Below are 22,494 nucleotides of genomic sequence, written 5' to 3'. Positions count from 1 at the left end.
CACGGGCTCTATCAGCCACCTATTGTTCCCATGCACTGGTTTCATATCCACGCATGGGCGCTATCAACCCTCGATTGTTCCCATGGACTGTTTGCTAATCACTGCATGGGCACTATCAACCCTTGATCGTTCCCAAAGACCATTTTCCCACCACCGCACAGGCACTATCAACCTTTCATTTCTTTACCTTGCCCTTGCAGAGTGGGACTCCTATTCTGACAGGTTTTCGTTCTATTATCATGCTCTTGTCAGAATCACTCCCCATTCTGACCGCTTTCTGTTTATTTAACTTAGGCTTGTTAGAATCAATACCTCTTCCGACAATTTCATGCTCACGCTTATTTGTTCCCCTTTTGTCCGAAAAGATTTGATTCCCTTAAACCAATCCAAAAACCGCCGGTATTATTGGTACGAATCAAGGTACCCTTAATACCGGCGGTTTTTCATCAGAAACTCTGCTATGCAGCTTTCCTTTCAACCAGTTCCGCTTTAACATTCACTTTTTCAATCATGCATCCGATAACAAATCCAAGCACACCAGGAATGATCCAGCCGAAGCCCATCGTTTGCATCGGAACAAAGGATAGGAATCCCGAAAGTGAGTTGTTTAAGAATGCAGTATTCACCATCTCAATTAAACTGAATACTCCAACAAGGCCGAGAGTCATGACATAAACCGGGCGTTTATTATATGGCAACCGATCATGCACCAGCCCCAAAACGATTAAACTAATCGCGATTGGATACAGTAAGCCCAGAATGGGAACAGACACTTTTAATATTTGTGACAGCCCGAGATTGGCAACAACACCGCTGACTGCACATAATAGGATGGCCCAATTTTCGTACGACAGCCTTGGAAAAATAGCAGAAAAATATTGAGCACAGGCTGTGATTAATCCAATACAAACACTTAGGCAAGCTAAGGTGAAAATTAATCCCAATACAACCGTTCCGCCCTGTCCAAACAATTGATGCATGATTGTACTTAAGACAATCGCACCATTGTCTGCATTCCCAGGAATGGAAGCGGACGCGCCCAGGTACGCAATAATGACGTAACAAAAAGCTAAAAGCAGGCCGCAGATTAATCCAAATAAGGTTAAATATCTAACCTGCAATGTTTTATTATCTATCTTTTTACTGCTAAAAATAGTCGTAAAGACAATTCCGCAAATTAACGCTCCAAGTGCATCCATTGTTTGATATCCATCTAAAAAACCTTTTGCAATCGGGATCTCCTTATACGATAAAGCAGCTTCTTTCAAACCAGGTAAATCCGTAAATAACGCCTTAACAGCAACGATTCCAATTAATATTAATAATGAAGGTGTTAAAATTTTCCCAAATCGGTCGACTAATTTAGATGGCGATTTGGCAAACCAAAAGACGATGCTAAAAAATAAAACGGTATAAACCAAAAGTCCAATTGGTGAAGACTCGATTGAATTTGGCAAAAAAGGCTTTGCCCCCATTTCGTACGCAAGACTGCCAGCACGCGGAATAGCCAGGCCAGGTCCAATCGCTAAATAAATAGCCATTGGAAAAAGCAAGGCAAAAATAGGATGCACACGATTGACTAGATGGTCTAATGACCCTGATTTTGCAATGGCAATCATACCGAGTACAGCTAGACCTGCATCAGAAATAATAAATCCAGCAACAGCCTGCCAAACATTTTCCCCTACAGCTTGGCCCAAATAAGCGGGAAAAATTAAGTTCCCAGCACCGAATAGCATGGAAAATAACATAAAGCCAAGAAACATGATGTCTCTATTGGTTAATTTATTCAATCAGTCCACCCCGAATATTATTTTAAAATATTTTTTATTTTATCAGATATCCAATTTTCATTAAATAGCCTATGAAAAACTACCTATATTTTTCATTTTTATTTACAGAATTAGGACCTCGTTTTAGTAATGTTTTCACCTCTATACCTGAATTACCCGAAAATTTGTCGAAAATTTGTCACAAAAACTATAAAAATATTGCAAGAACGTATTATTTTAGACATAATAATTAGAATAGTATAGCTTTTTCATGATATAGATGTACTGGAATGGAGATTGCATAAATGAATAATAAAACAAGCTCTATCAGGGGAATCATTAGTATTTCGTTCATCATTTTAATGGTCAGTACACTTCTGACTATAGGATATATTATTTTTTCTAGTTGGAAGGAATCCTCGGAAAATATTATATTAAAAATGGAAAATGCTTCAAATAAAGATATTCTAAAAAAAATTGAAGAACTAATTTATCTTCCATATACATTGAATGCCATCAATCATAATGTCCTTGAAAATGAAATTGTCGACATGAGTAATGAGACTGAGCGAGATGCTTTCTTTGCCAGCATCGTTGAGTCCAGCGATGAAAATATCTACAGCATTAGCTATGGTTTAGAAAATGGCGATTATTACGGTGCCCGGAGAAATGAGAACGGTGACATACAAATTTATAAAAGCAACAATGAAACAAATGGGCATTCTCAATATTACTCGATAACAGAGGATCTAACAGAAGGACAGTTTGTAGAGGACGCGGGACAGTTTGACCCTCGTACAAGACCTTGGTATAGCCTGGCAAAAGAGGCAGGTAAACCAATTTTTTCTCCACTTTACAAGCATTTTGTCAAGGATGACCTAGTACTTACCTCTGCCTATCCTATTTATAATAGAGAAGGAATTTTTCAAGGTGTATTAGGCACACGTATCACCCTTTCTAGTCTAAACGACTATTTGAAGGAAATCCTTGCAGATCGATCGGCAACAGCCTATGTCATTGAAAGAACCACAGGGGAATTGGTAGCCAATTCACTTGACCTTCAATCGTTTCAATCCCTTTCTGACGGCACTTTTAAAAGGATTTCGATCGACACGATTGATGACAAAGACGTCTTGGAAGCCTATGAACTTTATAAAAGTACAGATGAAACAAAAGTGATTAAAAAAACGAATGAGGGAAACCTTCATATTAAACTAACAGAGTACAAGCTCGACGGAGTTGATTGGCTCATCATTACCACAATACCAGAAAGTCAATTAACTTCTCAAATTAATCAAAATATTACAACAGCTATTCTACTATCCATCATGGCTATGCTTATATCCATGATTATTTATAAAAAAGTAACAGATATTATTTTAAAACCAATACACAACCTAATCTGGTCCGCTGAGAAATTCTCACAAGGCGACCTGCTGCATAGAGCCGAAATCTACAAGAATGATGAGATTGGAAAGCTGTCCCGTGTATTCAATAACATGGCAGAACAATTATATAAACATATCAATCATCTGGAGGAAAAGGTAAAAGAACGAACCACCGAAATTGAAAAGACAAATAAAGAGTTAAGCGCGGCAAAAATAGAAGCAGACAAAGCCAATAAAGCCAAAAGCGAATTTCTAGCTAATATGAGTCACGAAATTCGCACACCTTTACACGCAGTCATTGGCTTGAGTGAGATGCTGCAAACGACGATTAAAGATGAACAACAGCAAAACTATATTAAAACCATTAACAATGCAGGAAATAGTCTACTGCTAATTATTAACGATATTCTCGACCTTTCAAAAATTGAAGCAGGAAAAATGGAAGTGCAGTATAAACCGATTAAGCTTCATGCGATTTTTAAAGAAATTGAAACGATTTTCATGCAAAAGATCCAACAAAAAGAGATGACATTCTTAATAGACTTTCCAAGTGATATTCCTGAAACCATTCTGCTTGATGAAGTAAGAATTCGGCAAATCCTATTAAATCTTGTAGGGAATGCCATTAAGTTTACAGAGAAAGGCTATGTGAAGTTATCCATAGAAGCGAAGCCTTCAAACACAGGTAACAGAGCCCTTATCGATTTGCATCTCTCTGTACAAGATACTGGCATTGGAATTCCTGAAACCGAAAGAGAAAGAATATTTGAAGCCTTCACCCAAATTTCAGGACAAAGCATTAAAAAATATGGCGGTACCGGCCTTGGACTTTCTATTACAAAAAAATTAGTCGAACTGATGAACGGGAAGATTTCGGTTGAAAGCGAAGTCAGCAAAGGCAGCGAATTTCATATTGAATTTAAAAATGTCAGGATTGCAGACTGTGTACTGCTGCCAAACGAGATGCCCCCTGCTGCCTATAAGAAAGATCAGTTTGTCGATACAACCATTCTTGTCGTGGACGATATTGAGAATAACCGCTATTTATTAAAAGAATATCTTTCAAAAGCTGGAATTCGTGTACTTCTAGCTGAAAATGGATTTGAAGCTCTTAAAGTGTGTGAGTTTGAAAAGCCGGATTTGATTATAACTGATTTAGTTATGCCCGTTATAAATGGGGTTGAACTCTCTAGGACACTTCGAGAAAACCCTCAAACGGCCCATATTCCTATCATCGGTATCAGCGCCGATTTGCCTAAAGACCATCCGTTTGATGGATTTCTACTGAAACCTGTTACAATTGACGAAGTTTACAGCCAAATTTCACCATTTATTCAGAAGAAAACGGTCAGTAACCAGAGCGGTTTTCTTTATCATCTTAATGCTAACATGGATAAAGACACACTATCCCCTGAAGTAGCTGCTGCTATAAAGGAACAATTGAATCCATTATTAAAAAAATTAGAAACATCCATTATTATCAGCACAGTAAAACGTTTGGCCCAACTGTTAATTTCATTAGGAGACGAACATCAATCGGAGCTGCTCACATTTTTAGGAAAAGAGCTAATGAGTTATGCAGAATGTTACGATATTATTCATATCAAGTTAACATTAAAATCTATTGAAAAAATACTAGTAAAGGAACATTAATTCATATGGAAAATAGAAGCAATGATCTAGTATTAATCGTTGATGATAACCCCAATAACATTCAAGTACTTGCGACTAGCCTGGCGGAGTGCGGGTACGAGCTTGGAATTACGCAGAATGCTCAAGAGGTGTATCAATTTCTCGAAGAAAACACACCAGAGCTTATTTTATTAGATGTAGAAATGCCTGATATTGATGGATTTGATGTATGCAGGACAGTTAAAGCGGATCCAAGATTTAAAGAAATTCCAATTATCTTTTTAACTGTGAAAAGCGAGCCCGAGGATATTGTCAAGGGGTTTGAATTAGGGGCTGTTGATTATATAACGAAGCCCTTCAACCGAACAGAACTCATTTCAAGAGTAAGGACCCATATTGCCCTCAAGCAATCAAAAGATGAACTAGTCCAGAAAAATCATGAACTTGAAAACCTTTTACAGGCTAGAAAAAGACTTGAAGAAGAAAAAGACTTGTTAACAAAGAAACTGCTAGAGCATTATGAACAACTGGAACAAACCGTAAAGGAACGAACAAAAGAACTCGCAGCTGCTAATGAAAAAATCAGCAAAATTATAGATAGTATTACAGATGGTTTCGCTGCAGTGGATAAAAATTGGAAGTATATTTATGTGAATGATCATCATACTTTTCCAGAAAATCAAACAGCAGAGGATATGATAGGAAAAAACATATGGGAGGTTTTCCCAAAATTAGTCGATACATTAACATATCGAGAATTTCATCGATCCATGATCGAAAGAATTCCTCTCCATTTCGAAACCCCGTCCCATTATAGTGATGCCTGGTTTCTTATAAATGTCTATCCATTTGAGGACGGAATTTGTATTTTCGTTAAGGATATAGCTGAAAAGAAAAAATATGAACAAGAAATGAAGCGCTTATCAGGTCTACAATTAATCGGCCAAATGGCAGCAGGTATCAGTCATGAGATTCGAAATCCAATGACGACAGTACGCGGATTTTTACAGATATTGAGTGAAAAGGAAGAGTGCGTTAAGTTCAATGATTACTTTACACTAATGATTGATGAACTTGACCGTGCGAATTCCATTATTACGGAATTTCTCTCCATGGGTACAATAAAGACAAATAATTTGGAGGAGCTTAATTTAAATTCTATCATCAACGACCTATATCCCTTACTTCATGCGAATGCACTTAACCAAAATAAAGAAATCAAAATAGAAACTTCTAAGATTCCTAATTTACTATTGAATCGGAATGAAATCCGTCAATTAATTCTAAATCTATACCGTAATGGCTTAGAAGCTATGGGAGAAGGAAAAGAGCTGACAATTAGAACTTATAGGGAGAAAGAACAGGTTGTACTCGCTATTCAGGACCAAGGAGAAGGAATTAAGCCTGAGGTGTTAGAAAAATTAGGCACTCCCTTTTTCTCAACAAAAGCTAATGGAACCGGATTAGGGCTAGGTGTCTGTTATGCCATTGCTGCCCGCCACCATGCAAAAATTGATATTCAAACAGGAGCAAACGGCACAACCTTTTTCATAAGATTTCAGAGGAACGGCCACCTCACTCCACTTGCCTACTCTTAGTCTAGAGAGCATGAAAATGCCCCACCGAAAGATATGATGGGGCATTTTCAATGATTTTACGGAAGATATTTTATTTTGTCTTCAATAATCGTTCTTTCTTTTGGCTGACTAACTTCATCCGGATAACCTACCCCAAATACACCAATCACATCATAACCATCTGGAACACCTAAAATTTCACGTTTTTGCAGATTATTTCCCAAAGATGACCAGAAAGTACCAACACCCTCAGCCCATGCGGCTAAGTTAAAGTTTTGGACAAAGCATGCTGTAGCCAGAATATTTTCATAAGTTTCAACCTCTGTGGCACCATGCTTGGATAACACAGCAAGTACTACAGGTGCATTCCAGAAATCAGCTTTATGATTTAACTGTGCTCTTGTCTCCTGCCCAACTATATAGACTTCCCAAGGTTCAGTCATTCTATGATTAGGAGCCATTGTACCGGCCTGCAGCCATTTGTTGATTTGCTCCATATCGATTGGGTCTGATTTGAAACTTTTTATATTACGGCGAGAATAAATGATATCTAAGATTTCCAAAATAGTTCCTCCCTTTTTGTTCGTGCTTTCTTTCGAATAAATTTCCAGACTATCCATTACATAAATAGATACTATCAACGTATATAATTGTATACGAAAAGTCAAAGAAGTTGTCTCAAATATCATTTAACGTTTACGCTTAATTAAAAAGGCCTTATCCGATTTTTCAAATCCAATTCGAGGATAATAGTCTACTGCATTTGGTGCTGAAACTAAAAGTAAGGCTACCTCATCACCAAGCTTTTCCTGAATACGTCGAACAAGCTCCTTCCCAATTCCACTGCGTTGATATTGAGCATCCACAGCAAGGTCTGACAAATAGCAGCAATAGGAATAGTCCGTTATGGCTCTTGCTATGCCAACCAGTTGGCCGTTGTTTCTCGCTGTTACAATTATATCTGCATGATCAATCATACGTTGAATACGTTCTAAATCATCAACTGGGCGTGTAATGCCTGACTTTTTAAAGACATCCGCCATTTCCTCAGCGTCAAGCTTTTGAACAAACTCATAGGTAATTTGCATACTTCCGCTCCTTTTCTCAATGAATAGGCACACCCGTACTAATTCGCCAAACGGATTTTTCTATCCTGCACATTCAACTGGTATGCACTATCTTATTGAATATAGGAGACCTCCTCCGAGTAATGACAAACATGGTTACTCTTCTCACTTTAAGAAATCCCTCACTAAAAAAACCCGTAGAAATATTTTATTCTCCACGGGGTTTTCACAGATTCTCTCTATAACAAGGTCGTGCGGCCATTCCTGCATCTGCTATTTTACATGTTGCATTAGCGTTTCCGGGTCAAAACCGAAGACCCAATGGCCATTTACATTTGTCTGCGGTACACCCATCTGCCCAGTTTCTTCAACTAGCTCATATGCCGCATCTAAATCTTCCTGTACATTTACTTCTTTGTAGTTAAGTCCTTGAGCCTCAAGGAATTGTTTCATCATTGTACAGTACGGACAAGTATTAGTTGAATAAACAGTAATATCATTCATTATGCATACCTCCTTTTGTTTTATACCTTATGGCTATGTTAACGAACAATGTTGATTAGTCAGACTTTTGACTCATCCGTGAGAAATGTTCATTTCTCACAGATGCACTGTTAATAAACAAAGCTTACCTTATAGAAAATGTAAGCCTTTCGAATCACCCTGTCAATTGTTCAGCTTTTATTAAGCTCCGATTCTGTTATTATGTCTTCTCAATCCTATTGAACTGCCAATTGGAGTTTTCTGATATAACTCTTTTGTTTCTATTATTCAGAAATATTTTTATAGACCCTAAATAAAAAAATAAGGAGAGCATTTCTTAACCAATGCTCTCCCTTCTATATTTTCTAGGTACGGTACTTTAATTGCTCGTCCTATTTACTACAACTTAAACCGTTTAATAAGTTCATTCAGTTCTTCAGCCAGCTCGCCTAGATTGATGGCGCTTCTAGCCACTTCTTCCATTGAACTGCTCGTTTGCTGGGTCGATGCAGACACCTCTTCCACCCCTGCTGAAGATTCTTCCGCTGCGGAGGCTATTTCGTGAATGGCACGATTAAGTTCAGTACTTGTTGATGCCATATCATATAGATTTTTCGAAATACTGCTGATACTTTGTACCATTTCTGTTACGGATAGGCTGATGCCAGTAAAAGTATCTGCAGTGGTCTCCATTTGCGTTTTTCCTTGCGCAACTTCAGAAAATACATCTTCTAGCGATTTAGTGACTAATTGAAAACCACCTTGGGTAGCTTGAACAATATTAGTAATTTCTGTAACAGATTTAGCCGTTTGTTCAGCTAGTTTTCTCACTTCCTCTGCTACTACAGAAAATCCTTTACCGTGCTCCCCTGCTCTTGCTGCTTCAATTGCTGCATTTAATGCCAAAAGATTCGTTTGATCTGCAACATCTTTTATAATATAGACTAATTTAGATATTTCATGTGATTGCTGTTGTAAATCATTTACCTTTTGAACAGATTCCTTTACAATTTGATCTAATTTGGTCATTTGTGAAGTAGAAGCATTCATTAATCCGCTGCCAGTTTGAGTCATATCAAGAACCTTATGCGAGGATTGTTGAATTTGCTCCCCATGCTCATTGGCTTCTTGTACCTTTTTAGAAAAAGCAGACACAGAAATGGAAAGCTCATTGGAATGATTCGCCTGCACCTCTGAACCAGCAGCCAATTCTTCCATGATTGATGCGACCTGCTCCGTACCCGTGGCCACTTCATTAGCAGATTGCGTTAATTCCTCACTCTGATTCGATAATAAATGAGAAGCATGTGAAATTTGATGGACCATGGATTTTAATTTTGTTTGCAGGTCATTCATAGAGTGAGCTAAATTTCCAATCTCATCTTTTGATTTAATTTGCAGCGGTTGCCCGCTCAAATCCGCTTCAGCAAGTGCATTCATGCGTACTGTAACCGATTGAATTGGCTTTGCCATCCTGTTGGCAAATAACCAACTGACAAAAATACCAATAATTAATGTAATTCCAGCCATTTTTAAAAGAGTCGTTAAAATACCTTTAGCAGACTCATTAAAATCTAGCATAAAGGTACTTGCATTAACAACCCAACCCCAATGCGGGTCTGTCTTTGAATAGGTTACTTTCCTTTCAATCTTATTGTCTTTGCTCGGCAGAGGTCTTTCATAGTAAACAAACCCGCCATCGTTATTCCCGGCTTTGACCATCTCTTGAACATATGCAGAACCCTTGGAATCTTTATCGTTCCAAAAATTTTGTCCTTCCAAGCTTGGATGCGCAATTTGAGTTCCTTTTTGATCTAGTACAAATAGAAAACCATTCTCTCCTAAATCAATGTTCTTATTTATTGGACGGGTTCCATCGGGCTTTTTTTCACCTAAAATCGAGGTTTTCACTTTTTCCTGCGCTTGTTCTAATGTAATAGTCCCCTGTTCAACCTCTTCATTTAAAGAATCAATCATGCTAATGGTCATTTCAACATTATTTTTTAAATTCTTTTTTCCGATTTCATCTAAACTAGTTTTACTAATCTGATAGCTTATGAGACTAGCAGTGAGTAAAGGAACGGATAGTAATAGAATGGAAATCAAAATCAATTTCGACTTAATGGACGAAATCATTCGTATTCTTTTCATCTTTGGTCAAATTCCCTTCTGTATTAGTTTTTCGTCTATTATAGATTTGTCCCTTTGTTTAATGGGGTAAAACAACGGCAATGAAAAAGGTTGAATAAACCATTCGGAACTTTATATGTTTTTAGAATATTTAATCTAAACCTATTCTAATATAATTCTCCATTAACAAATAGAGTTTTTCTTTACTATCTTTAAATATATTTTACATGTAATTTAATAAACTTCAATAAATTAGTTCTTTTTTCACAAAGACTTTTTTCATGATTTAAAAAGGGAATTTTCCCCTTTTTCCAAAATAAAAAGCTTACTCAAGAGAGTAAGCTTAGCTTCCAATATAAACACTATCACAAGTGTTAGCCTTAGGTTCATAATAGCAATGTTGTTTAAACTGTCCGGAATGAGGTTGGCCATACCATGTAGGAGGACACGGGGCATACGGATTAAAATACCAAAGGGAATATTTTGATGGGTGTTCTCTCCAATGAGTTAAATTCTGTCTCGCTAATCTCCTTTCAGCCTCTCTCGCTCTTTGATAAAATACATTTCCTTTTTGAACAGCTTCAAAAGAGAAATTTCCTCCTTGCACTTGATAAATAACTTGCGAAACCGTTCTTACATCTTTAAAGTCTAAACAATCTGCTTTCACACGATTAACAATGACATTTCCGACCATTAACATTCCCAGTTTACCTTCACCTTCAGCCTCTGCTCTCATCATCCTTGCCATTAAATCAATGTCCGAGCTGTTGTAACTGATTCTTGCCATTTTTCCACCCCCAAAGTAGATAGTATGAAATATAACCTGCATTCATGCAGGCCATTTCAAAAAGACCAAAAGACCAAAGGGACAGGTTCACCGTCCCCATTTGTCTCAAACTTTGGGTCACGGTGCCTGTCCCTAAATCCCATCCTAATGAAATAACTTTGGATGTCTCTCTGATCGCACACTCTACAGCCATATTTTTCTAACTAACCAAAAAACAATTCCTAAGAGCAAAATACTAGAAATAACATAAAAAATGGTCCTCTGTGATGAAAATGGATCCTTTTCATACTCCGCTGCCATTAATTGCAGTGATTTCTTTTCACTATTCCCTTTACTTTCAGAATCCTTACCTTCACTTTCAGAATCTTTATCAGGTAAAACATCAGAAAGATTAACTGTCTCAAAATCTTCCGGTTCAGAAGTTAATTCAGGGTTGCTGTTTTCATTAGAAGCCGAGTTCATGTTTGATTGATCTTCAAAACTTACCGTTAAATCGGCAGTTGATGCTGAATCCTGTTGGCTCTTTGTTTGTCGTTCTTCCTGCTGTTTTGGCTGTGTTTTGGATTCCGGTTTTGGTGTTGGTACTGGTACTGGCTTTGGAGCCGGTTTTGGTGTTGGTACTGGTACTGGCTTTGGAGCCGGTTTTGGTGCTGGTACAGGTGCTGGTTTTGGAGCCGGTTTTGGTACTGGTGCTGGCACTGGTTCCGGTGCTGGCACTGGTTCCGGTGTTGGTGCTGGTTCCGGTGCTGGCACTGGTTCCGGTGCTGGCACTTGTTCCGGTGTTGGTGCTGGTTCCGGTGCTGGCACTGGTTCCGGTTCCGGTGCTGGCGCTGGTTCCGGTGTTGGTGCTGGTTCCGGTGCTGGCACTTGTTCCGGTGTTGGCGCTGGTTCCGGCGCTGGCGCTGGTTCCGGCGCTGGTGCTGGTTCCGGCGCTGGCGCTGGTTCCGGCGCTGGTGCTGGTTCCGGTATTGGCGCTGGTTCCGGTGCTGGTGCTGGTTCCGGTATTGGCGCTGGTTCCGGTATTGGCGCTGGTTCCGGTGCTGGTTCTTGTTCTTGCACTATTATTAATTCCGGCTCAGTTGTTACTGCTGGAATTAAAACCGCTGCAGATACTTGGTTATTCCCACTATTAAACCAAATACTTCCTATCATTATCACAATAAAAGTTAGGAACAAATAAAAGCTTTTTCTTATTGTTTTTGTTCTCAATTGTATTCGTATTCCCCTGTTTAACATAAACATTCTTATAAATCTCCCCCCCTTTCTAGTAATCTTCATTCCATTAATTAACTAAGTTACTCTGTCATTTTAACAGAATATTCACAACCAAACTACTATTAGGACCATAAGAGTGGGTTTCTTATCGTTTATCACTGCTTTAAGAAAAATTCAAGCCTTTTCGAAAAAATCGTGAACTATTGAGCAGAAATTCTCAGATGTATGCGGGATTTATTAAATAACTTTCGATTGATGATCGGAATTGAGTAAATAACTCAGCCTGTACCAATTGTCATTAATGATACAGGCTTTCCCCTTTATTACCCAGTAGTTCTCTGTGGTGAACTTCATGTAAAGGTCCCTCAGACCATTTTTCCTAATAATCTAGTTCAAGATACCGCTCTCTAAGTCCCTAAAATTTCTCATAACATACAGATGCAAGGGAGCCGGCAACAAGAATGGTTATAGTTGAGAATACTACACTTTGAAGACCCAATGTTTGGTAACCTAAAAGAACGATTACCACGTCAATAAAGGCAATAATTATTCCAATATTAATCGGTGTCATTTTTGCCAAAAAATAAGCGATTAAGTCCGTTCCGCCAGTGCTTGTCTCATATCGAAGCATTAAGCCGACGGCGATTCCACAAATGGCCCCGCCTAAAATAGCACTTAGCCAAATCGGGAGAATAAATTGATAAGGGGCAAGTACATCAATAAAAATGGCCGTTACAATCATTCCATAAACACTGCCATGAAACTGTTTTCGGTCTTTTATCCAGGCATAGATGATTAACGGAATACTTAATATCGCTGACCAAAGGCCGGCTGGAATATCAAAATAGTAATGAAGAATAAGCGCAATGCCAATAATTCCTCCGTCTAGTAACTGATGAGGTACCAAAAACCCATTAATCCCAATTCCAAGCAAAAGGCTCCCGAGTACCAACGCTATCATTCTAGCAAGTATTTTTATCCACCTCATTTCGTTCATTCCAAAAGCCTCATCTTCTAATAGGTATGAAACAAGTCAATAACATATTCGTTATTAATCGGCCAGAGATTCCCCCTATAAAACAGAAGGGGGGTCCCTAACCCTATTTCTCATCATTGTTCCAAGGCTCGGTACCTGTACCTGCATCAAACACATCCTTCTATTCTAATCCCTGCCGGAATAAGATAACAAAATAGAGTATAAAACGGAGGTAAAATCATTGGGGGAATTTCTCAATTTTGTTCATCAAGGTTACAAATACAAGCTATATGTCCCAGGAGAATATCATATAGAAAAACAATATCCGTTATTGGTGATGCTGCATGGGTGCGGGCAAAATCCGGATGACTTCGCTGCGGGTACAAACATGAACGAACAGGCTGAAAAGGAAAATTTCCTTGTCCTCTATCCTGATATGAACCATCCATTACATCCAAGGGACCCGGCCGGATATAACCCCTTTGGCTGCTGGAACTGGTTTTTAGATAAAAACCAACACCGCGATGAGGGGCATCCAAAGCTCATCTATGAGATGATTCATGAGGTGAAAAGTGAGTACAACATTGATTCCAATAAAGTGTACGCTGCTGGGTTATCAGCAGGCGGATCACTTGCCTGTATTCTGGGAGTTACATATCCTGATGTTTTTAGCGGTATCGGAATTTGTTCAGGACTGGCCTATGATGCTGCCAATGTATTTTTTCTAACCGACCCAATGGCTGAAGAAGCGAAGACAAAGATGGAAAAAGGAGTGACTGACCCATATGAATGCGGAAACAGTGCATTTCAAGAGATGGGTGAATATAAGAAAAAGATGCGTGTCATTGTTTTCCACGGGATTTGTGATACAACGGTCCACCCTATTAACGGACTGCAGGTTATCACTCAATGGGTTCAAACTAATTTTCTCATTGAAGGAGGAATAGGTCTCGCTGATGTTACCCCTGCTAAGGTCAAATCAGATATCATAAATGGGAAAAGCTATACCCGGCATGTCTATCATGATAAAAAAGATGAGCCATTATTGGAACTTTGGATGATTGATCAAATGGGGCATACCTGGTCAGGGGGAAACCCAAGCGGTTCTTACACAGACTCCGCTGGTCCCAACGCAACAGAAATCATATGGAACTTTCTCCATTCACACCAACAACAGACTAAAGAAAAACGAATCGATACTCCAGTCAAACAACTAAGCAAGAAACCAGTTAAGTTATTGCCTCCCCCTCAAGATCCATCACCAGGAGAACTGCCTTCCATTACAACGGTTCAGCAGCCGGACCATATTCTTATCCTACCTTCAGTCACCACTCCGGTTCAAACTGCAACTGAAAAACCGACTGAAACAGCCGCCAATCCTTCGACTGAAGCAACAGTCAAAACCAAGGACGAATCACCAGGAGAAACACCTAAAAAGAACTTTCTAAGCACCCTGCTTTCAAAACTAATAAAAAAGAAAACAAAATGAAACGGTTCTCGCGGGTCACTTTAACAGTTTTAGACCCGTCCCTCCGTTTCCTTCAAGCAGGCAATCGGCAATTTACACGAAAAAGAGCACATGACAGTTTTAGCTGCTTGTGCTCTTTTGTTATTATGACAACATTCTTATCAATTTAGTTTTTTCATCATATTTAGGAAGACTTATGTGAAAAAGGGTCCCATTCCCCTGTACACTTTTCACTTCTATTTTCCCGCCAATTCCTTTTATAATTCTAAAGGCAACCATCATTCCCAAACCCGTTCCATTTTCCTTTGTCGTAAAAAAAGGTTCACCTAATTGATCAATTTGCCGCTGGGTCATCCCGATGCCCTCATCTTGAATGGTGATATTGACATTAGATATCCCATCATCATCTAAAGTAATCCTTATTTCTCCGCCGCTTGGCATCGATTCAATCCTATTTTTTAGTATATAGATTAAACATTGCTCCATTTTTTTCCGTTCTCCGAGGACAAAACAATCATTATTCTCTAAAAAAGACGTACTTACTTTAACCTTATTCTCCTCTGCTACAGGAGCAAGCACTGCCATCCCCTGCTGAATAGCTTCAGGAATCCAAATCTTCTCTTTCCCTTTAGGGGCTGGATTTGCAAAGGTCAAATAATCATCAATAATGTTTATCGCTTGATCTAACTCTTGTTCTGCTATTTTCAAATATTGATTTCTTGTCTCAATAGAAATCTTTTCATCTGACAGAAGCTGAATAAATCCCTTCGTTGCGGTAAGAGGATTTCCTATTTCATGAGAAAAGCTTGCTGCAAGATGACTTGCCACATCTAGCTTCTTTTCTTTGATTGATTTATGCAACAAATGAAAATTAATCAGAATAATCTCAGTTAAAAGAGTCGCAATGACCATTCCAATCACACTTATAAACCAATGTTCAATGCCGATTTTCAGTAAATTAGTTCCAAATATGTTCATAAAAAGCGCTGAAAAAACTAACGAGAGAAGGATTAATACACTATTTAGTACTACTTTCTGTTTTAATGATTTTTTTAAATAATAATCTGATAGTAAACCTGCACAAATAGTCGTTAGGATTAAAATGATAGAAGAAGTATAAAATACATCTCCACCCATTAAATATCGAGTGATGAACATGACAGCCAATAAGACAAAGCCTACTTTATATCCTCCATATAACGTTCCGAGAATCAAAGGGATTCTGCGAAAATCTAAAAAAAGAGGCTGCATTAAGGCAATAGGAAAGGTCATGCACAAAACAATGGATAATATTGGAAATATAGCAAACATCCACTTTTTAACCCATTTAAATTGATAATTATAATGTAAAAGATAGAACAATTGCCATACAAATAGAGGAAACAAAACGGATAGAAAGCTGATAATTAAGTTTTTTGTATAAAGGTCCATGCCACTGCCCCAAAATTCATTTTATTCATCTTACCATTCAACATAACAAAAGATAGAGCCTGCTTACTGCATGACTCTATTCTTTGTCGAAAAACCGATTAAGAGTGTGGCGTCAAGTTACCTGTCCCCACATCCGGTTGCCCATTGGAGGTCTCTGTTCCCCTAATACCGCCTTGAATTTCTTGATGCCTGGAAATAGCCATATCCATTATGCATCTAAAAATTTTCAAAGCATATTCTGAGTTTAAACCATTCTTTTCAGAGAGTAGGATTAGTTTATCAAACTTTTCAGACTCACGAATGGTGTCTTGGGCCATAAGGTTATTGGCAGCCTTATAGATTCCAACTTTTTCTGTTAATTCAAACCTTTTAGACAGTAATTTCATTAATTCACTATCCACTTGGTCAATGCTATTTCTTACATCCTCTAGATTTATATTTTCCATATATTCCTCCAACTGTTTTTTCTTTATTATAACTGCTCTAAAGTAAAAATAGATAAAAATACCTCCAATTTAAAGGTGTTTTTATCCGAAAATTCAAATATTATTTTAACACAGTAATTATTATCGAAGTATTAGAAATATTTTACAAGTTAATTGTTCTTAATATAATTCCCACAATGATATTAACCAATAAAATTTCTAATAACCATTTTATGTACTGTTCCCTTAAGAAAAACATTTCCTTTTTCCGGCAATCCAAGTCCATCTTGAAACAAAAAGTCTCTTATGAATTCCCCCTATGCACTACCTGAAGAATTTGTTGTACCAAGCCTTTTGCATCGTCTGCTTCAATCGTTGTTAACTGAATCCGGCAAAATGGCTGCACCCTGCATTTCAAACAACGCCTGAAGCAATCAACGACACGAACTTCCACTTCATCTTGATAATTCTGCCGAAGACTCTTAATGGCTTGATCGGCATCGGTGAATTCAACATTCCTTTCACAAAACATAGCCACTCTCATTCTCTTGTTCTCCTTGTGGATAAAAATGTAAAATGGACCATTATAGAAATCTTTCGTTTCAATAACGGTCCATTTTCCTATACTAGCCTAAAAGGGACGACCGTCCTTTAAGAGCCTTCACCTTTATTTTTGAGTATATTGCGCAAATTGAATATCCAATGTCCGAAGATACGTTTGCAGACCGGCATCTTGAATCGGGATAATAAAGGCTTCTTCCCCGGATTCGTTATGATGGGAGTGCCACAATCCAGGAGGTGTGACAAAAGCCTTTCCTGTAACCCAATCAATGCGAATCGGATCAATAATTTCCTGGGTTACCGGATCGATTTTATCTCCAACCAATGTATACGTACCTGGTGCCGCATACGCTACAAAATCAAGAGCGACTGATTTATGACTGTGCGGTGCTTGGTTGGATCCTACAGGAACGACCCCAAACATCGCCCAAAGAACATGTGTAATCGTTAGGGTTTGATCAAACTTTTGATTGTTTAGTAGAATGGAAATACGATTCTTTAAATGGGCATCAGGTGCATTAGCTACCTCATCCAATTTTGCCTTTGCTGCTTCAGCAGTATATAGGGTCGGTTTGAAACGCGCTTCAGTTGCTTTTACACCAAGGTAATCAAGCAGCGGTGTGTCTAAAATATAGTAGATGGTTGTATTTTCTTTGGCCTTGTGCCGGCTGATGGATCCGGATGGCAGTGTTAGAAAGTCACCTTTCTTCCAATGAATTGTTTCACCATTTACCTCTGTGCTGCCCGCACCGGAGATAATATAGTACAATTCGCTTGTTGCATTTGGTTGTGTTTGAATGGAATCGCCTTCATTAATACGGATAAAATTAGCAAGCAATGATGGGCTTGTTGCCGGATAATCTGTTTTTAAGTCTTCAGAAAGGTCTAACGTAACAATCCGGGTTTCTCCTGAGTTATATAATTCCGGTGCAAATTCTTTTGCCGGAATTGGGCTGATAATCCCGCTTCCAATCGGATCTGCTGCAGTTGTATATTCATAAAAACGAGCATCCCCAGTCCAGTTTTCATTAACTTCTCCCACAATTAATTTCCCCGATTCTATATGGTTTGACATGTGAATTCCCCCTATCACCGTGTTGGTTATATCTTAACTTGATTAAGTACAAATGTTAAATATATAATTGATATCACTATTATATATTTTCGAAATAATTGAAAAAAAGGTGATTCCTATGGAACTTCGACAACTGCAATATTTTGTTGCTGTTGCTGAAGAATTGAACTTCAGCCGCGCAGCAGAACGTTTGTGTATTTCACAGCCTCCCTTAAGCATACAAATTCAAAAGTTAGAAAATGAATTAGGAATTCCTCTCTTTTATCGAAATAACCGGCAGGTCGAATTAACCGATGCTGGAAAATTGTTTTCGGAAGAAGTGCAGAAAATATTCTCCCATCTTCAGCGTGCGGTCGAGAATGCTCAGCGTACTCATCACGGTGAGCTCGGAAAACTCAATGTTGGTTTTGTTGGTTCGGCTACCTACGATATCCTTCCCTCCGTACTAAGAGAATTTCGCAGCTTATATCCAGATGTTCAAGTTCACCTTTTTGAAATGTCCACACCAGTACAAATCGAAGCCTTACGAGAGGAGGAAATTGATATTGGAATCTTAAGACCGCCGGTAAACAGCGATGCATTGTGTACGGAAATTGTATCGACCATGCCATGTGTGTTGGCAGTCCCCAAACAGCATCCACTAGTAGAAAAGAAAAATCTCACTCTTTCCGATCTTAGTCAGTATCCTTTTGTCATGTTATCTAGGAAAACATGGGCAGGTCTCTATAATGAAATCCTAGCACTATGTAACCCAATCATTCATCAGGAAGCACTTGAGTTCCAAACTGTAATCGGCTTAGTTGCTGCCGGGTTGGGAATTTCCATTGTTCCCCAATCAGCGATTAATTTACATACACAAGATGTCGTTTATTTGGATTTTAATAATCAATTACCCACTGCTTCTATGGGTATTTCTTGGCGTCAAAACAACCAATCACCTTTAGTAAAAGCCTTTATTAAAATTGTGAAGGAAGCAAGGGAGGGAAATCTCAACAGAACACGGGGACAGGCAATTTAATCCAGTCCAATTTGATTCGAACTTTGGGTCGTGGACCTGTCCCAGTGTCATATATTCAAAATATGATAAATATTCTAGAGAGAAATAATTCCCATAAAGATACCTACAATGATATAAATCAATAGTATCCCTATTGACCATTTTCCGGCGGTTTTATGTAGATCTCCTAGGCTAATACCGGAAATGTTAATTAATAGATAGACAGATGCAACGAGCGGCCCCATAATACCAAATGGAGTACCAAATAAGGATGCAGTCCCTATGGACATAGCATCAATTCCGTAATTAGCAGCTGTTTCAGCCAGTACTGGTAAAACCCCGAAGTAAAAGCCATCTGGACCAATAAAGAATAGAGCAGGCGCACTGACAATAGCTGTAATGAGAGCCATATAAGGCCCAAGGTCAGTAGGAATAATTTCAACTAGAGATAGTGCCATGGACTCCGAAATAGGAGTACCTTTGAAAATACCAGAGAATACTCCGGCCGCTAAAACCATACTTACTACTGCCAATGCATTTGGAGCATGAGCAGCAATTCGTTCCCGTTGATGATCTAAAACCGGGTAATTAATGACCAACGCTAGAGCTGTACCAATAATAAATAGTGTAGCAGCAGGCAACCATTCTAAAATAATCGCTATCATGATGACAGCTGATAAAAGACCATTGAACCAAATTAATTTTGGACGCTTCATCTGGCTATCTTCTGGACTAATATTCTCAATTACAGCGCTTTCAATAGATGCATCCTGAATAACTGTATCTTCGAAAGTGATTTGCTGCGGACTTTCCTTTCGAAGCCGGGCTCTTTCCTTTAAACCAATTAGATAGGCGACACCAACAACGTATAGCAGACTGATAATCATACCTGGCAGCATGTTAAGATACAATGCTGTCGGGTCAAGATTCAGTACACTCCCCACTCGGCCAGCCGGGCCTCCCCAAGGGACAAGAGTTGTAATTCCAATCTGCATGATGATGATGCTAGCCAATATAATCGGACTGATCCCTAACCTCTTATATAATGGAAGAAAGGCGGTAACCACAATCATCATCGTTGTCGAGCCATCCCCATCAAACCCAATAATTCCTGCCAATACGGCTGTTGCTACAATAACCTTTAACGGATCTCCTTTTGTCCAGCCTATCATCTTTGATGTTAATGGATCAAAGAGTCCTGCATCTAACATAATTCCAAAATACAAAATAGCAAATAACAACAAAAACGCAGTTGGGGCTACATTTTGAATTCCCTCCATCATTAATGGACCTAATTCCTTGCCGAAGCCCCCAATAATGCCAAAGATAATCGGAATCAGAGTTAACCCCACAAATGGGGAAAGGCGTTTAGTCATGATCAGAACTAAAAAGGTAATAATCATGGCAAATCCTAAAATAGACAACATAAACTTTGTTACCTCCTAAAATTAATCATTATAATTTAGTAGTTTTACTGATAGTTAAAACCAAATAATTAAGCGGTCTATGTTGTCTACTCCATGTTGTTTGTTAATAAACATCACCTCCATTCTTTCATTAATTTATCTCTTATGGCGGTTATTTTTATTTTAAAAGATAAAACAACAGCCATAAAAATATCATTATTTTTGCTTGCTTAACATGTTTCCAATGACTTCTTCCGTATGTTCTCCGAGCTTAGGTCCAATCCATTCGATGCTTCCTGGTGTTTCAGAAAGCTTTGGTACAATTCCTGGGACCTTGACACGTTCACCATCTGGTAGTGTAACCGTTTCAAACATTCCGCGTGCTTGGAAATGTTCATCATTTACAATATCTTCAATGCTATAAATCGGTCCTGCCGGTACAGCCGCATCATCAAGAATTTTCTGAGCTTCTTTTTGTGTACATGTCTTTGTCCACTCTTCAATCAGTTGGTCAAGATATTCCGCATTTTGTGCCCTGCCTTGATTATTGGCGTAGACAGAATCCTCAGCTAAATCTGGACGACCAATCGCATCCATGAACCGTCTAAAAATACTATCGCTGTTGGCAGCAATAACAATATATTTACCATCCTTACATAGATACGTATTGGAAGGAGCGATTCCTTCTAATGTGGCACCTGTTCTTTCCCTTATAATTCCCTTCACGTCATACTCTGGAAGGACGCCTTCTAATAAGGAAAAGACTGCTTCAGTAAGGGCAATATCTACATATTGGCCTCTTCTCTTTGGATCATTATCTCTTGCTCTTAATGCCATAAGGGTTCCATTTACGGCATATAGACCTGCGATAGAATCGCCAATCGCCAATCCGACGCGAACAGGAGGACGATCAGGAAAACCAGTTAAATATCGGATTCCCCCCATTGACTCTGCGATACTTCCAAATCCAGGTTTTTTGGCGTAAGGACCGGTTTGTCCATAGCCTGAAATTCGCGTCATGATGATACTAGGATTTATTTTCTTTAAATCCTCATAGCCAATTCCCCATTTTTCTAATGTACCCGGACGGAAGTTTTCAAGAACAACATCTGCTTCTTTCGCTAATTCTCGAATAATCTCTTGATCTTCACTCTTCCTTAGATCAAGTGCAACGGATTTTTTATTTCTTGCATGAACGTACCACCATAGGGATGTACCCTTGTGCATAACTCGCCAATTTCTAATAGAATCTCCTTTTTCCGGATCTTCAATTTTAATAATCTCCGCACCAAACTCTCCCATGATTTTTCCAGCAAATGGCGCAGCTACGAAATTCCCTAATTCTAGTACTTTAATTCCTTCTAAAGGTTTTTTCATCTATAAATCTTCCTTTCTTTTTAAGATAATGGAACACATATATAACCGAATATTCTGAACAACGGAAGCGATATTTTATCTAATCCAAATCTATTTCGATTTTTTCTAAAATGTTCTCCTCTTTAAACTCAGCCCCCTTTTGAACATAAGCAAGTGCCCCTTCTTTTGCACGCTCGATGTTATCCTGTGTAAGCTTTCGGATGACTTTAGCTGGAACTCCTGCCACTAAAACACCTGGTTCAATGACTTTCCCTTCCGGAACGAGTGCCCCGGCGGCAATTAAGGAGCCTTCACCAATGACTGCGCCATTCAAAATCGTTGCTCCCATACCGATTAATGCACCATCTTCTACCGTACAACCATGTAATACTACGTTATGACCGACTGTGACATTTTCCCCAATACGGACGGGAAAGCCTGGGTCCACATGGATAACCGATCCATCCTGAATATTAGAGCCTTTTCCAATCATAATTTTTTCATTATCCCCTCTTAAAACCGCATTGAACCAAACTGACGTATTTTCTGCTAGTTCAATGTTTCCAATCAACTGGGCTCCTGGTGCAATATAAGTACTCCAATGTACATTTGGGTAGTGCCCTTTAAATTTATGAAGCATTTTTTATACCTCCCTGACAAAAATACTTAAATGATGATTTTCCTAGAATTTTCTATATTAATAATCGTAGGATTGATTGATACGTTGCTATGTGGTATTAAAATTTAA

General features: G+C 38.6%; 19 protein-coding genes and 1 pseudogene. 5 read left to right on the top strand and 15 right to left on the bottom strand.

The window, feature by feature from the left end; all coding sequences use genetic code 11:
• Window positions 1-458: 458 nt before the first annotated feature.
• On the bottom strand, window positions 459-1,793 hold the full coding sequence (gene brnQ, locus F4V44_RS00515) for a branched-chain amino acid transport system II carrier protein (RefSeq protein WP_150438026.1): 1,335 nt from the start codon (window positions 1,791-1,793) through the stop codon (window positions 459-461).
• A gap of 284 nt (window positions 1,794-2,077) precedes the next feature.
• On the opposite strand from brnQ, the gene F4V44_RS00510 reads away from it, so the two are divergent.
• Window positions 2,078-4,813 (top strand): hybrid sensor histidine kinase/response regulator, encoded by a 2,736-nt coding sequence (locus F4V44_RS00510; protein ID WP_150438025.1) that lies wholly within the window; start codon window positions 2,078-2,080, stop codon window positions 4,811-4,813.
• Window positions 4,814-4,854: 41 nt separating this feature from the next.
• Window positions 4,855-6,390: pseudogene (locus F4V44_RS00505) on the top strand (response regulator); the annotation flags it as partial.
• A gap of 56 nt (window positions 6,391-6,446) precedes the next feature.
• Here the strand turns inward: F4V44_RS00505 and F4V44_RS00500 are convergent.
• The 6 genes from F4V44_RS00500 to F4V44_RS27145 all read right to left on the bottom strand — a co-directional run bounded on the left by F4V44_RS00500 (window position 6,447) and on the right by F4V44_RS27145 (window position 11,298).
• Window positions 6,447-6,932 (bottom strand): nitroreductase family protein, encoded by a 486-nt coding sequence (locus tag F4V44_RS00500; protein WP_150438024.1) that lies wholly within the window; start codon window positions 6,930-6,932, stop codon window positions 6,447-6,449.
• Window positions 6,933-7,058: 126 nt separating this feature from the next.
• A complete protein-coding gene (locus tag F4V44_RS00495) occupies window positions 7,059-7,457 on the bottom strand; it encodes a GNAT family N-acetyltransferase (protein WP_150438023.1) in 399 nt (132 codons plus the stop codon).
• A 252-nt stretch (window positions 7,458-7,709) separates the two neighbouring features.
• On the bottom strand, window positions 7,710-7,940 hold the full coding sequence (locus tag F4V44_RS00490) for a glutaredoxin family protein (protein ID WP_150438022.1): 231 nt from the start codon (window positions 7,938-7,940) through the stop codon (window positions 7,710-7,712).
• A 378-nt stretch (window positions 7,941-8,318) separates the two neighbouring features.
• A complete protein-coding gene (locus tag F4V44_RS00485; protein WP_150438021.1) occupies window positions 8,319-10,070 on the bottom strand; it encodes a methyl-accepting chemotaxis protein in 1,752 nt (583 codons plus the stop codon).
• Between the two features lie 322 nt (window positions 10,071-10,392).
• Window positions 10,393-10,836 carry a cell wall hydrolase gene (locus F4V44_RS00480; protein WP_150438020.1) on the bottom strand — a complete coding sequence of 148 codons (444 nt, stop codon included), beginning with the start codon at window positions 10,834-10,836 and terminating at the stop codon, window positions 10,393-10,395.
• A 183-nt stretch (window positions 10,837-11,019) separates the two neighbouring features.
• Window positions 11,020-11,298, bottom strand: a complete 279-nt coding sequence (locus F4V44_RS27145; protein WP_191090502.1) for a hypothetical protein — start codon at window positions 11,296-11,298, stop codon at window positions 11,020-11,022.
• Between the two features lie 97 nt (window positions 11,299-11,395).
• On the opposite strand from F4V44_RS27145, the gene F4V44_RS27140 reads away from it, so the two are divergent.
• Window positions 11,396-12,016, top strand: coding sequence for a hypothetical protein (locus F4V44_RS27140; protein WP_191090501.1), 621 nt, complete (start codon window positions 11,396-11,398; stop codon window positions 12,014-12,016).
• 450 nt (window positions 12,017-12,466) lie between these two features.
• Here the strand turns inward: F4V44_RS27140 and F4V44_RS00470 are convergent, their stop codons facing one another.
• Entirely contained in the window at window positions 12,467-13,048 is a 582-nt protein-coding gene (locus F4V44_RS00470; protein ID WP_191090500.1) for a YitT family protein, read from the bottom strand.
• A gap of 220 nt (window positions 13,049-13,268) precedes the next feature.
• On the opposite strand from F4V44_RS00470, the gene F4V44_RS00465 reads away from it, so the two are divergent.
• Window positions 13,269-14,516 (top strand): extracellular catalytic domain type 1 short-chain-length polyhydroxyalkanoate depolymerase, encoded by a 1,248-nt coding sequence (locus tag F4V44_RS00465; RefSeq protein WP_191090499.1) that lies wholly within the window; start codon window positions 13,269-13,271, stop codon window positions 14,514-14,516.
• Window positions 14,517-14,639: 123 nt separating this feature from the next.
• Here F4V44_RS00465 and F4V44_RS00460 read toward each other — a convergent pair whose 3' ends face one another.
• The 4 genes from F4V44_RS00460 to F4V44_RS00445 form a co-directional block, all read right to left on the bottom strand.
• A complete protein-coding gene (locus F4V44_RS00460; RefSeq protein WP_150438018.1) occupies window positions 14,640-15,926 on the bottom strand; it encodes an ATP-binding protein in 1,287 nt (428 codons plus the stop codon).
• A gap of 98 nt (window positions 15,927-16,024) precedes the next feature.
• Window positions 16,025-16,372: a chorismate mutase gene (locus F4V44_RS00455; RefSeq protein ID WP_150438017.1), complete on the bottom strand. Its 348-nt coding sequence runs from the start codon at window positions 16,370-16,372 to the stop codon at window positions 16,025-16,027.
• 283 nt (window positions 16,373-16,655) lie between these two features.
• Entirely contained in the window at window positions 16,656-16,895 is a 240-nt protein-coding gene (locus tag F4V44_RS00450) for a DUF1450 domain-containing protein (protein ID WP_150438016.1), read from the bottom strand.
• Window positions 16,896-17,018: 123 nt separating this feature from the next.
• Window positions 17,019-17,987 carry a cupin domain-containing protein gene (locus F4V44_RS00445; protein WP_150438015.1) on the bottom strand — a complete coding sequence of 323 codons (969 nt, stop codon included), beginning with the start codon at window positions 17,985-17,987 and terminating at the stop codon, window positions 17,019-17,021.
• Between the two features lie 118 nt (window positions 17,988-18,105).
• Between F4V44_RS00445 and F4V44_RS00440 the strand changes: the two genes are divergently transcribed.
• Window positions 18,106-19,005, top strand: coding sequence for a LysR family transcriptional regulator (locus F4V44_RS00440; protein WP_150438014.1), 900 nt, complete (start codon window positions 18,106-18,108; stop codon window positions 19,003-19,005).
• 74 nt (window positions 19,006-19,079) lie between these two features.
• Here F4V44_RS00440 and F4V44_RS00435 read toward each other — a convergent pair whose 3' ends face one another.
• The 3 genes from F4V44_RS00435 to F4V44_RS00425 all read right to left on the bottom strand — a co-directional run bounded on the left by F4V44_RS00435 (window position 19,080) and on the right by F4V44_RS00425 (window position 22,386).
• A complete protein-coding gene (locus F4V44_RS00435; RefSeq protein WP_150438013.1) occupies window positions 19,080-20,411 on the bottom strand; it encodes a CitMHS family transporter in 1,332 nt (443 codons plus the stop codon).
• A gap of 195 nt (window positions 20,412-20,606) precedes the next feature.
• Window positions 20,607-21,767, bottom strand: coding sequence for a CaiB/BaiF CoA transferase family protein (locus tag F4V44_RS00430; protein ID WP_150438012.1), 1,161 nt, complete (start codon window positions 21,765-21,767; stop codon window positions 20,607-20,609).
• A gap of 79 nt (window positions 21,768-21,846) precedes the next feature.
• The gene (locus F4V44_RS00425; protein WP_150438011.1) at window positions 21,847-22,386 is read right to left on the bottom strand and encodes a gamma carbonic anhydrase family protein; all 540 of its coding nucleotides are present in this window, start codon (window positions 22,384-22,386) and stop codon (window positions 21,847-21,849) included.
• Window positions 22,387-22,494: the final 108 nt, after the last annotated feature.

Source organism: Niallia endozanthoxylica (assembly GCF_008710145.1).
Classification (GTDB): Bacteria; Bacillota; Bacilli; order Bacillales; family Cytobacillaceae; genus Bacillus_BD; species Bacillus_BD endozanthoxylica.
This window is presented reverse-complemented; position numbering and strand designations above follow the sequence as displayed.